Raw genomic sequence first — 13,210 nt, forward strand, 5'->3', positions numbered from 1 at the left:
CGTCATTCTCCACCATTTAAATTTCGGAGGGGTAGCGAAGTGGCTAAACGCGGCGGACTGTAAATCCGCTCCTTCGGGTTCGGCAGTTCGAATCTGCCCCCCTCCACCATTCTAATGGGCTATAGCCAAGCGGTAAGGCAACGGACTTTGACTCCGTCACGCGCTGGTTCGAATCCAGCTAGCCCAGCCATTAGAGCCATTAGCTCAGTTGGTAGAGCATCTGACTTTTAATCAGAGGGTCAGAGGTTCGAATCCTCTATGGCTCACTCACTAGCACTCCTAAGTAGGAGTGCTTTTTTTGTGTTTTTGAACAATACTATAATATAAAAGTTTTTAACATATTGTATTCATAAAATTTGTGAAAAGGGATAGAATGAGTTTGAAAAGATTGATGTTTTATACTTATTATTTTTTTAATACAATGTGTTTGTACATATGACAGTTGTCATTATCATTGGTATAATTATGACTATGGAAAAAATATTCGGAGGAGATGCTATGGATTTTTCCAACTTTTTTGATAATCTTAGTACATTAAAAATAGTAACGAGTGTACTGGATTTACTTATAGTATGGTATGTCCTTTATCTTCTCATTACTGTATTTAAAGGAACCAAGGCGATTCAATTACTCAAAGGTATACTTTTTATTGTTATTGGGCAACAAGTGAGTAAAATTCTAAATTTAACTGCCACATCTAAGCTTTTTGATATTGTAATTCAATGGGGAGTACTTGCACTTATTGTCATTTTTCAACCAGAAATTAGAAGAGCATTAGAGCAGTTGGGTCGTGGAAGCTTATTTAAACGTTATACTAATACATACAGTCATGATGAAGAAAAGTTAATTCAAGCAGTTTCAAAGGCTGTTCAGTATATGGCTAAAAGACGTATTGGTGCTTTAATCGTATTTGAAAAGGAAACGGGATTGCAGGATTATATTGAAACGGGTATAGCGATGAATTCTGAAATATCACAAGAATTATTAATTAATGTCTTTATACCGAATACACCGTTACATGATGGTGCAATGATAATTCAAAATTCTAAGATTGCGAGTGCAGCGAGTTACTTACCGTTATCAGATAGTGCTAAAATTTCTAAAAGCCTAGGTACTAGACATAGAGCAGCAGTAGGTATTTCTGAAGTCTCAGATGCATTTACAATCGTTGTTTCAGAGGAAACGGGATCAATATCAGTAACATTTGATGGCAAATTACGTAGAGATATCTCAAGTGAGGTATTTGAAGAATTATTAGCCGAACATTGGTTTGGAACACGCTTTCAAAAGAAAGGTGTGAAATAAGATGCTAGAGAGCAAATGGGGTCTTAGATTTATTGCACTTTTATTAGCAATCTTTTTCTATTTATCAGTTAATAATGTGTTTGGTAACATTTTCAATAATGATAATTTATCACAAAATTCATCTAAAACAATTGAAGATGTACCAGTAGAGATAATTTATAATTCTAAGGATTTACATGTAACTAAAGCTCCTGAGACGGTTAATGTCACTGTTTCAGGTCCACAGTCAAAGTTAATTAAAATTGAAAATACGGACGATATTAAAGTTGCAGTAGATTTATCGAACGCTAAAGCAGGAAGGTATAAAGAGGATTACATTGTTAAAGGCTTGAGTAATGATATCAATTATAATGTTAAACCGAAACAAGCTTATGTCACTTTAGAAGACAAAGAAACCAAAACGATGCATGTTCAGGCAGATATAGGTAAAGATGATATTGACCCAAATTATAAAGTTAGAGATAGTTCTGTAGAGCCTAATTCAGTTAAAGTAACAGGTGGTAGAGAACAACTTAAGAAAATCGCATACTTAAAAGCGACTTTTAAGGATGCAAATAAATTAAGTCAAGACACATCGGATGTTGCAGATGTTACTGCATTTGATAAATCATTAAATAAACTGGATGTTAATATTCAACCAAATGAAGTAAAACTCAATGTTAAACTTCAAGAATATAGTAAAAAGGTTAAAGTTAAAATCAAGCAAAAAGGTAGTTTACCTAATGGTGCTAGTTTAGATAATATAACGCTTGATGAAGACGAAATTGAAATTTATGGTAATAGAGATGATTTGCAAGATATTAATGAGATAGAAGCGACAGTTGATCTTGATAATATTACAGAATCGACAGATCAGAACGTTCAATTGCAATTACCAGATAAAGTGAAAAAAGCTGATCCAGATGACATAACAGCACATATAAGTTTAAACTAAAACATTTTATAAAGGAGTATTTATAATGGGAAAATATTTTGGTACGGATGGCGTAAGAGGTATAGCTAATAAAGAGTTAACACCTGAATTAGCATTTAAGTTAGGCCGTTATGGTGGCTATGTATTAGCACATAACGAGGATGCTAATAGACCTAAAGTTTTAGTAGGTAGAGATACACGTGTATCAGGCGAAATGCTAGAATCTGCTTTAATTGCAGGTTTAGCTTCAATTGGTGCAGAAGTTATGAGATTGGGTGTAATATCTACACCCGGCGTAGCTTATCTTACTAGAGAAATGGGTGCTGAATTAGGTGTTATGATTTCGGCTTCACATAACCCTGTTGCTGATAACGGCATTAAGTTTTTCGGAGCAGATGGCTTCAAATTATCAGATGCTCAAGAAGAAGAAATAGAAGCATTATTAGATCAAGAAAATCCCGATTTACCACGACCAGTTGGTACAGATATTGTTCATTTTTCAGATTACTTTGAAGGTGCTCAGAAATATTTAAGTTACTTAAAATCAACAATTGATGTTAATTTAGAAGGATTAAAAATAACATTAGATGGTGCAAATGGTTCTACATCAGCACTAGCGCCTTTCTTATTTGGAGATTTAGAAGCAGATACTGAAACTATTGGTTGTAGTCCTGATGGTTATAATATTAATGATAATTGTGGATCAACACATCCTGAATTATTAGCTGAAAAGGTCCTAGAAACTGAAAGCGACTTTGGTTTAGCATTTGATGGAGATGGAGATCGTTTAATTGCCGTTGATGAAAAAGGTAATATCATTGACGGGGACCAAATTATGTTTGTAATTGGTCAAGAAATGCATAAAAATCAAGAATTAAACAATGACATGATTGTTTCTACTGTAATGAGTAACTTAGGCTTCTATAAAGCACTTGAAAATGAAGGTATCAAATCTAATAAAACAAAAGTTGGAGATCGATACGTAGTAGAAGAAATGAGAAAAGGAAATTACAACTTAGGTGGTGAACAATCAGGTCACATAGTTATGATGGATTACAATACGACAGGTGATGGTTTACTAACAGGTGTTCAATTAGCTGCCGTAATTAAAATGAGTGGCAAACCACTAAGTGAGTTAGCTGCGCAAATGAAAAAGTATCCACAGTCTTTAATCAATGTTAAAGTTACAGATAAGCATCATGTAGAAGAAAATGAAGATGTTAAAAATGTAATGAATGAAGTTGAAACTGAAATGAACGGCGAAGGTAGAATTTTAGTTAGACCTTCAGGTACTGAACCATTAGTTCGTGTTATGGTTGAAGCTTCAACTGATGAAGACGCGCAACGTTTTGCTCAACGTATTGCAGACGAAGTACAAGCAAAAATGGGCTTAGAATAATAATTTTATCTCGTACACTATAAACCTTCAAAGTATACATTAAATTGTAACTTTGAAGTTTTTTTAATAGATATATTGCATTGAAAGTGCTTACATTCCATTGATTGCTATATTGTTTAGTATTAATTTAATAATAAAGATTAATTTTTACCTATTTCTGAAAATTATAAAATATATTTATTTTTATTTTCGCTAAAAAGGTTGGAAATTGTTTGCATTCATTTATCTGAAAAGTGTAAAATAAATAATATTGGAAGGAGGATAGTATAAAAATAATTACAAAGCGCCAGGGCAATATATATGTGTTTCAATGATCAAAAGTTAAATATGAGAACTATTGTAGAACATATTATATTATTGCAGACGAGGAGAATAGTCATCGAACATATCGGCGGATGCTATTCCGGATGCGGCTCATTCGTTAGCTTATTATTTAAAACATTTAGGTAACTAAATGCACAAAAATAATAAGAATGCCTAAATTTTAAAAAAATCATAGAAATATAATATGGCTTAATAGGGTAAATAAGATAAAGATAAATTATCAATATTAAAAGATATTGTCTAAAAGATAATTACAAAGTTGTAAAATCTATTAACCTATTTAAATTTTATATAACAGATAAAATTTTCAAGCTATATTTAACGGAGGAAAAAATTTATGTGCGGAATTGTAGGATATATCGGATACGATAATGCAAAAGAATTGCTATTATCAGGATTAGAAAAATTAGAATACAGAGGATATGATTCAGCTGGTATTGCAGTTGCAAATGATAATGGTACAACTGTATTTAAAGAAAAAGGTCGTATTGCAGAATTAAGAAAAGTTGCTGACAATAATGATACGGATGGACATGTTGGTATCGGTCACACACGTTGGGCTACTCACGGTGTACCAAGTACTGTTAACTCACATCCACATCAATCTAATAGTGAACGTTTCACATTAGTTCATAATGGTGTCATTGAAAACTACGAAGAATTAAAAAGTGAGTACTTAGCAGATGTAACATTCCAATCTGAGACTGATACAGAAGTCATTGTTCAGTTAGTTGAATACTTTTCAAATAAAGGTTTAGAAACTGAAGAAGCTTTCTCTAAAGTTGTATCTTTATTACATGGTTCATATGCATTAGGTTTACTTGATAACCAAGATAGAGACACGATTTATGTAGCTAAAAACAAATCACCTTTATTAGTTGGTGTTGGCGAAGGCTTCAATGTTATTGCATCAGACGCATTAGCTATGATTAAAGTTACGAATGAATATAAAGAAATTCATGACCATGAAATCGTTATCGTTAAGAAAGATAGTGTAATCATTAAAGATCAAGATGGTAATGTTCAAGATCGTGATACGTATACGGCTCAAATTGATGCCTCAGACGCTGAAAAAGGTATCTATGACCACTATATGCTTAAAGAAATTAATGAACAACCAGCAGTTATGCGTCGTATTATTCAAGAATACGAAGATGATAATGGCGACTTGAAAATTGATCCAGAAATTATTAAAGATGTTGCCGCTGCAGATCGTATTTATATTATTGCTGCAGGAACAAGCTATCACGCTGGATTAGTAGGTAAAGAATACTTAGAAAAATGGGCTGGGGTACCAACTGAAGTTCATGTAGCTTCTGAGTTTGTTTATAATATGCCGTTATTGTCTGAAAAACCTTTATTCATCTATATTTCTCAATCAGGGGAAACTGCAGACAGTCGTGCGGTATTAGTTGAAACTAACAAATTAGGTTATAAATCATTAACGGTTACAAATGTAGCTGGTTCAACATTATCACGTGAAGCAGATCATACATTATTATTACATGCTGGTCCTGAAATTGCAGTTGCGTCTACGAAAGCATATACAGCTCAAATCGCAGTTTTATCAATTTTATCTCAAGTTGTAGCCAAAGCACATGGTCGAGATAATGATATTGATTTATTAAGAGAATTAGCTAAAGTAACAACTGCAATTGAGACAATTGTTGATGATACACCTAAAATGGAACAAATTGCTAAAGATTTCTTAGAAACAACACGTAATGCGTTCTTTATTGGTCGTACAATGGATTATAATGTCAGCCTTGAAGGTTCATTAAAATTAAAAGAAATTTCTTATATTCAAGCTGAAGGATTTGCTGGTGGAGAACTTAAACACGGTACAATAGCCTTAATTGAAGATGGTACACCAGTTATCGCACTTTCTACACAAGAAAAGGTTAACTTATCTATTCGTGGTAATGTTAAAGAGGTTGTTGCACGTGGTGCTAAGCCTTGTATTATCTCAATGGAAGGTTTAGAAAAAGATGGAGATACGTATGTCATCCCTCATGTACACGAATTGTTAACACCACTTGTATCTGTTGTTACGTTACAATTAATTGCATACTATGCAGCGTTACACAGAGGCTTAGATGTAGATAAACCTCGTAACCTAGCTAAATCAGTTACAGTTGAATAGTTCATTTTAGTTTTAGGAAATAGGACTACATTCATTTAAAATACATTCAATGGAGCAAGATCACAAATTCATTTGGATTTGGGCTTGCTCTTTTTTTATACAACTAACAACACAATAATGTATGCAAGTGATTTTTTGATAAAATATCAGAATGATCTTACAATTGTAATGTTATGAGGTGATATCATGTTGATTTCGATGGAAAATGTACGTCGTCGTAAATGATAAACAACGATATTCTTTATATTTAAAAGATAAGGTCATTGCACATTTTATCAAATAATGCCACAATTTTATAAAAGATACTTAAAGGAGAAAGCGATATGACATTGAATAATATCAAAGCGATTTTTCTAGATATGGATGGAACGATTTTACATGAGGATAATCAAGCTTCAATTAAAACAAAAACAGTTATTGATGATTTAAGAGCAAAAGGATATAAAGTATTCCTAGCAACAGGGCGCTCTTATTCTGAAATTAATCAACTTGTGCCACCTCAATTTGAAGTTGATGGCATCATTAGTTCAAATGGTACAAGTGGGGAAATAAATGGCGATAACCTATTTATGCATTGTTTATCAACTGAAAGTGTTAAACGAATCGTGTCATTAGCGCAACAACAGGAAATATATTATGAAGTATTCCCGTTTAATGGCTCAAGAATAGCACTAAAGGAAGATGAAGTTTGGATGCAAGAAATGATTAAAGGTGATACACCGCCGAATCATGTAAGTGAAAGTGAATGGAAATCTAGACGAGATGCAATGGCTGGTAAGATTGATTGGAAAGATCATATACCTGAAGATAACTATGCTAAAATTTATTTATTTACAACAAACTTAGAGAAAATAACTACTTTCAGAGATGAACTTATTCAGAATCAAGTTCTTTTAAATATTAGTGTTTCTAATTCATCGAGATTTAACGCTGAAACAATGGCGCATCATACAGATAAAGGAACAGGTATTAAAGAAATGATTGACCATTTCAACATTAAACAAGCGGATACACTAGTTATAGGAGATAGTGATAATGATAGAGCGATGTTTGCATTTGGAGGGTATAGTGTTGCCATGAAAAATGCACGATCAGAAATACAAGAAATTACTGATGAGGTAACGGAATTTACGAATGAAGAAGATGGTGCTGCATTATTCTTGGAAAGTAAATTTTTAAAATAATATTGAAAAAAAGGTGGAACCCCGCATTGGCATAGGTTCCACCTTATTTTTATTATTTATCTTTGTTTAGATTTTTACTAGCTTCACCGTTAATATTTTCAGATTTTTGTTCAACATTGCGCTTCATTTTATTTGAATGATCATTTGCAACGTCTTTAGTGGATTGATGCGCTTTGTCATCATTAATTTGTTTATTTAACGTATCATTTTTACGCGTTGCTTTATTACGTTTAGTTTTCTTCTCTTTTGGTGTCGTACTTAATGTTTCACCACGTTTTAAGAAGTACTGTACTACACCCATGATAAGAATATAATAAAGGATTAAACGTAATACAATAATGATGATTTGTGCTACATATAAAATAACTGTAGCAACTTTTTGAGACATATTACCTGTTGCTACAGAAAGAATTGTCCCAAGCGGTTGTGTAATGATAATAATAATTAAATTGATTAAAAGCACAGCAATAAAGAATTTTAACCATGTTTTATGACCATTTTTAATTCCTTTAAAGCCATTTTTAAAGTGAGAAATAGCACTATGATTAGATTCACGCACTAATGACACAGTATAATTAATCATTAATATGAAAAAGAACCAAGATACGATTGATGTTATTAAACCAATGATAATTAAAATTATAATTTGAATCGTTAGTAAAATAGCAATAGCATTGTCAGATGCACTGACTGCTGACTGTAATGATGTAAATAAAGGTGTTAAAGCTAAATTAAATAAATAATTTAATGCTACTATAATTAAGTACATCACGATAAATAATCCAATGGTAATTAATGATAGAAGTAAACTCTTACCATATTTACCTTTTTTAAAAGCTACGACTAAATCACTAAAATGAACATCTTCTCTTGAAATTGCTTTAGCGATAACGTTAATTGCACCTGCCAGTAATTGATAACCAGCAAATACAAAGAATAGTAATCCCAGTAATAAAGCTAGGATCATAATTATTAAATATGGACCCGATGATTGTTGAAATTGTGCTGCTAGTTGCATTTGCATGAAATACTGCATAAAGAAAGTTCTAGCAACAGTAAAAACCGCAAATACTACAATAAAACTTACGATACTAAATAGAATCGTCTTAAGAATTTGCGGCTTAGCATTTTTTAATGCCAAACTATGATATTTGAACAAATATAAGCACTCCTTTACTTTAATATAAATACAATATCAAAATTTATACTTTTTTTAAAATAATATCTAACATATTTCAAGATTAAGTGTTAAAATATGCTAATGATTAAATTTTGAAAGGAGATATCATCATGAAATTCGCGATTATTACAGATGTGCATGGTAATTTCGATGCATTACAAACTGTCTTAGATGATATTGATAATAGAGAAGATATTGATAAAATTTATAATCTTGGGGACAATATCGGAATTGGTCATGAAACAAATAAAGTATTAGATATCATATTTGATCGTGATGATATGGAAATTATTGCTGGTAATCATGATGAAGCGGTTATGTCATTAGTAAATGGCACGCCTTATCCAGAAGATTTAAAGGATAAATTTTATGAACATCATCAATGGATAGAGAGTCATATGGATGAGGATTATTACGACCAAATCAACTTATTGCCAAGATACATTGAAAAAACAATTTGTGGAAAAAAATTACTATTCATTCATTATGAAATTGAAAATCAAAAATTAGAAACTGGCATTGAAGGACAACCATTTAGTCCAATCACTGAGAATAGTAAAGACAATATTATTGAGCTGTTCAAAGATAAAGATGCTGATTTAATTGCATTTGGTCACAATCATCAGATGCATTTATATGATGATAATGAAACGATTTACTTTAATCCTGGTGCTGTAGGTCTAAATAATAGGGCTAATGCAGTTTACGGTATCGTAACGATTAATGATAATGAGTTCTCAATTGAAAGAATAAAACTTCCTTATGATAATGAAGAATATTTACAAGGTTTTGACGAAAAACAAGTACCAGCAAAGCAACTTATATTTGACCATTTTCTATAAGCAATGAAATAGGGGTTGGACAGAATTCTAATTGAATTCATAGTCCAACCCTTGATTAATATCTAATAAAATCATTTTAATGTGTATGATGATGCATGACACCAGAGCATAATATAGTGTCATCATGTTGATGTTTTGGTGTTTCTAATTGTATCGTCATATGTTGAATATTGAGATGTGCTAAGTCATGTTCTATTCGTTTAAGTAATTGTTCACACGCATCCATCGTTAGTGATTTATCTACGACTGCATGGCAACTTAATGCATTCATATCATTGGAAATGGTCCATACATGATAGTCATGAACATTTTGTATTTCCTCATGATGCATAATGGTGAAAATGACTTGTTCTAAATCAATGTCGGAAGGTGTCCCTTCCATTAAAATGTTAATCGATGATTGTGTAATACCAAAAGCACTTTTCAAAATTAAAAGTGAGACGAATATACTTGCAATTGGATCTGCAATGGTAAAGTTAAATGTCCAAATTAGAATTGAAGCGATAATTGCCCCTACAGAACCTAATAGATCTCCAAGAACATGGACAAATGCACCACGCATATTTAAATTATGTGATGTATCGCCACCTCTAAACATGATAATAGCTACAACAATGTTAACGATTAAACCAATTAAACTAATGATAAACATTTCTGTTGATTGAACTTCAGGTGGTACAAAAAATCTTTTAATTGCTTCGATAATGATAATTATACTAATGACAAATAAAGTAACGCCGTTAAATAAAGCAGCTAATACTTCGAAGCGTTTATAACCAAATGTTTTAGTAGATGTAGCATTCTTTTCAGCGTAAATAAAGGCAATCAGCGCGACACCTAGTGAAACCGTGTCACTAAACATATGTAACCCATCAGATAATAATGCTAAACTATTGGCAATAAAGCCACCTACAATTTCTATTACCATGAAAAGCCCAATGATTATAAATGAAATGCTTAGTATCTTTTTATTATTCGTATGAACATGTGAATGTGAGTGCGAATGATTAGTCATATGAATGGTCACCTCTTAGATGTATTGTATGATGAATAGCTTGTTTCAATAACGTAGAAACATGTTGATCATCAAGTGAATAAATTTTTGACTGGCCTTGTCTTAAAGATTTAACAAGTCTTGCTTGTTTGAGGATTTTAAGCTGATGAGACACGTTAGATTGACTTAAATTTAGCGTGTGTGTAATATGCCCAACACTTGCCTCTGATTGATCTAGCAAGCGAAGAATTCTTAGCCTATTGTAATCACTTAAAGCTTTGAAAATTTCTGTTGTTTGTTTCAAAATAGCTTCTTCGTTTGAATCGTTAACATGAACCGTCATGTGAAACACCTCTTATTAATATATGAATATATGCTCATATATTAATGTAATACATAATGATATTTATGTCAAAAAATGACTGACGTTTTAATTTTCCTGAAAGTGGTTAAAGCAAGGATATAGATTTAATAAGGAGGCCGATTTATATGAGTTTATTAGTTATAGGTGCTAATGGTGGCGTAGGTTCAAAATTAGTTAGACAATTAAAAGAAGATAATGTCGATTTCACAGCTGGTGTTAGAAAAAATGAGCAAGTAGAATCATTAAAACAAGAGGATATTAAAGCAACACTGGTCGATGTTGAAAAAGATAGTATTGAAGATTTAACTCAAACATTTAAAGGCTTTGATAAAGTGATATTCTCAGTAGGTTCTGGTGGCAGTACAGGTGCAGATAAAACAATTATTGTAGATTTAGATGGTGCAATTAAAACTATTGAAGCAAGTAAACAAGCTAATATCAAGCACTACATTATGGTATCAACGTATGATGCCCGTCGAGAAGCTTTTGAAGCAAGTGGTGATTTAAAACCCTACACGATTGCAAAACATTACGCTGATGAGCATTTAATTAATTCTGGATTAAATTATACAATTGTACACCCAGGTGCTTTAGAAGATAAAGAAGGCACTTCTAAAATTGAAACTGCATTATATTTTGAAGGTAGAGGTGCTATACCTAGAGAAGATGTAGCAAGCGTGTTAAAAGAAGTTGCAACATCAGATAATAAATTTGTGAACAAAGAATTTCAAGTTGTTTCTGGTAATCAATCAATTCGCGAAGCATTATCTTCATATGAATAATTAAAGTTTAAAGATGACTATTTTGTATACACATTATATGACTATGTTAAAAGGTGAAAATAAGAAGTTGTATTGATTAATCGCAGTAGTTAACAGTATTGAGTAATAATTAAACTAAATATTCTTAGCGCCAGTCATCCATGTATTAGTGGTCGTGGGCCTAGCAAATTGAACGTCAATCCCACGACCACTTCTTTTATCATTTTAATAATTTCTATTAAAATAGGACTAAAGTTGATATAATAAAAATACGAGTGATTATATAGGTCGTGTTTATCCTTTAGCATGACTATAATTCAACGCTTACATAATTGACTTTTAGGTTTTAATACATATTAAATAGCAAATTATTATTTACTTTAGAAATAGAGAATACGGCCTTTAACGGTTTTAGGGGGTGCAATTATGCCATTATTTTTAAAGCCTGTTTTTCACGAAAAAATTTGGGGCGGTAATAAACTAAAACAATTTAATTACGACATTCCAAGTGAATCAGTTGGAGAATGTTGGGGGATTTCAGCACACCCAAATGGTAAAAGTATGATTCTTAATGGTCCTTATGCAGGACAAACTTTAGATCAAGTATGGACGCAACATAGAGAACTATTTGGAGACTTTCCGAGTAAGGATTTTCCTTTACTCTGTAAAATCGTTGATGCTAAGGAACCACTATCGATTCATGTTCACCCAGATGATTCTTATGCTTATGAATATGAAAATGGGCAATATGGCAAATCAGAATGTTGGTACATTATCGATGCTGAAGAAGATGCTGAAGTGATCATCGGTACATCAGTTAACTCAAAAGAAGAATTAGAAGAGCAAATCGAACAAAATAAATTCATGGAAACACTCAAAAAGGTAAACGTACAACCTGGAGAATTTTACTTTATTCCTGCTGGCACGGTACATTCAATTGGTGCAGGAATTACAGTATATGAAACAATGCAGTCTTCAGATATTACATATAGACTATATGATTATGATAGAGAACGTGATCAACCTTCTTCTCTGAATATCGATAAAGCATTAGATGTCATTCAATATTCTCAAGAATTATCAAGTATTGTTCCGGAAAATGAAATTATTGAAAATCATAAGTGTAGTCACATTGTGTCTAATGATTTCTTTACGATGGTGAAATGGGAAGTCAGTGGAACGCTAAATTATATGAAACCAAGAGAATTTTGTCTTGTTTCTGTCCTTAATGGTGATGGACAAATGATTGTTGATGGCGAAATCTTTAAAATTCAAAAAGGTTCTAACTTCGTGTTAACTTCAGAAGACTTAGATAGCGTTTTTGAAGGAGACTTCACATTAATTATTAGTTATATCTAATATCTCATTATATAGTTACGTCATTTATTTCTAAAGGAGTGTGAGTGTTGAAACAATTTTTATATATTTCCTTAGTATGTGGTGTGATTGCAGGAGCAGGTGTTTTCTTCAATATGCCACAATATCCTTCGCTTACGATTCCTAGGGTTGTGGCAATTTTAGGTATTATAAGTGCAATCATTACGTTTAAAGATAAAGAAATCAGTGGGTTACTGAAACTTGGAGGTATTATGATTAATTTAATGCCATTGTTAGGTAGCTTACTTGCACAGCAATAACTTATATAGGGGAAATATTTAGAATTAATTGGTCATTGATTCTGAATGTTTGCTCTATTTTTTGGTTCTACGCAAACATCGGTTGATAAATAAAAAAATTATTTAATTAAAATAAGATTAAGCGACAAGGTGGAAATCAGACTTTTTTAGTCTTGGTTTAGTTT

At 32.0% G+C, this 13,210-nt stretch carries 12 protein-coding genes and 3 tRNA genes; 12 read left to right on the forward strand and 3 right to left on the reverse strand.

All coding sequences use genetic code 11. The features are described 5' to 3' along the window. Positions 1-25: 25 nt before the first annotated feature. From KA858_RS10830 to KA858_RS10865, 8 genes are all read left to right on the forward strand, one after another. Positions 26-109 (forward strand) — tRNA-Tyr (locus KA858_RS10830). Between the two features lie 6 nt (positions 110-115). Continuing rightward, positions 116-190, forward strand: a tRNA-Gln gene (locus KA858_RS10835). 3 nt (positions 191-193) lie between these two features. After that, positions 194-266, forward strand: a tRNA-Lys gene (locus tag KA858_RS10840). A 232-nt stretch (positions 267-498) separates the two neighbouring features. Continuing rightward, positions 499-1,305: a diadenylate cyclase CdaA gene (gene cdaA / locus KA858_RS10845; RefSeq protein ID WP_053031531.1), complete on the forward strand. Its 807-nt coding sequence runs from the start codon at positions 499-501 to the stop codon at positions 1,303-1,305. Position 1,306: 1 nt separating this feature from the next. Further along, positions 1,307-2,239 (forward strand): CdaR family protein, encoded by a 933-nt coding sequence (locus KA858_RS10850; protein ID WP_210135682.1) that lies wholly within the window; start codon positions 1,307-1,309, stop codon positions 2,237-2,239. A 25-nt stretch (positions 2,240-2,264) separates the two neighbouring features. Beyond that, complete coding sequence (gene glmM, locus KA858_RS10855) at positions 2,265-3,617, forward strand: phosphoglucosamine mutase (protein WP_210135683.1); 1,353 nt, start codon at positions 2,265-2,267, stop codon at positions 3,615-3,617. A 661-nt stretch (positions 3,618-4,278) separates the two neighbouring features. Beyond that, positions 4,279-6,084, forward strand: a complete 1,806-nt coding sequence (glmS, locus tag KA858_RS10860; RefSeq protein ID WP_075109401.1) for a glutamine--fructose-6-phosphate transaminase (isomerizing) — start codon at positions 4,279-4,281, stop codon at positions 6,082-6,084. Between the two features lie 329 nt (positions 6,085-6,413). Continuing rightward, positions 6,414-7,268 (forward strand): HAD family hydrolase, encoded by an 855-nt coding sequence (locus KA858_RS10865; protein WP_228480725.1) that lies wholly within the window; start codon positions 6,414-6,416, stop codon positions 7,266-7,268. Positions 7,269-7,320: 52 nt separating this feature from the next. Here KA858_RS10865 and KA858_RS10870 read toward each other — a convergent pair whose 3' ends face one another. Further along, positions 7,321-8,427 carry a YtxH domain-containing protein gene (locus KA858_RS10870; protein WP_210135684.1) on the reverse strand — a complete coding sequence of 369 codons (1,107 nt, stop codon included), beginning with the start codon at positions 8,425-8,427 and terminating at the stop codon, positions 7,321-7,323. 131 nt (positions 8,428-8,558) lie between these two features. Between KA858_RS10870 and KA858_RS10875 the strand changes: the two genes are divergently transcribed. Beyond that, the gene (locus KA858_RS10875; protein WP_210135685.1) at positions 8,559-9,290 is read left to right on the forward strand and encodes a metallophosphoesterase family protein; all 732 of its coding nucleotides are present in this window, start codon (positions 8,559-8,561) and stop codon (positions 9,288-9,290) included. A gap of 76 nt (positions 9,291-9,366) precedes the next feature. Here KA858_RS10875 and czrB read toward each other — a convergent pair whose 3' ends face one another. Further along, positions 9,367-10,305, reverse strand: coding sequence for a CDF family zinc efflux transporter CzrB (czrB, locus tag KA858_RS10880; RefSeq protein WP_075109268.1), 939 nt, complete (start codon positions 10,303-10,305; stop codon positions 9,367-9,369). Further along, on the reverse strand, positions 10,298-10,627 hold the full coding sequence (locus KA858_RS10885; RefSeq protein ID WP_075109267.1) for an ArsR/SmtB family transcription factor: 330 nt from the start codon (positions 10,625-10,627) through the stop codon (positions 10,298-10,300). The genes czrB and KA858_RS10885 overlap by 8 nt, the downstream gene beginning before the upstream one ends. Positions 10,628-10,773: 146 nt before the next feature. Here KA858_RS10885 and KA858_RS10890 point away from each other — a divergent pair, with 146 nt between their 5' ends. The 3 genes from KA858_RS10890 to KA858_RS10900 all read left to right on the forward strand — a co-directional run bounded on the left by KA858_RS10890 (position 10,774) and on the right by KA858_RS10900 (position 13,046). Beyond that, on the forward strand, positions 10,774-11,430 hold the full coding sequence (locus KA858_RS10890; protein WP_210135686.1) for an SDR family oxidoreductase: 657 nt from the start codon (positions 10,774-10,776) through the stop codon (positions 11,428-11,430). A gap of 405 nt (positions 11,431-11,835) precedes the next feature. Beyond that, a complete protein-coding gene (locus KA858_RS10895; protein WP_210135687.1) occupies positions 11,836-12,768 on the forward strand; it encodes a type I phosphomannose isomerase catalytic subunit in 933 nt (310 codons plus the stop codon). Between the two features lie 47 nt (positions 12,769-12,815). Continuing rightward, positions 12,816-13,046 (forward strand): hypothetical protein, encoded by a 231-nt coding sequence (locus tag KA858_RS10900; RefSeq protein WP_053031508.1) that lies wholly within the window; start codon positions 12,816-12,818, stop codon positions 13,044-13,046. Positions 13,047-13,210: the final 164 nt, after the last annotated feature.

The organism is Staphylococcus sp. GDX8P80P (assembly GCF_017893095.1).
GTDB lineage: Bacteria > Bacillota > Bacilli > Staphylococcales > Staphylococcaceae > Staphylococcus > Staphylococcus borealis.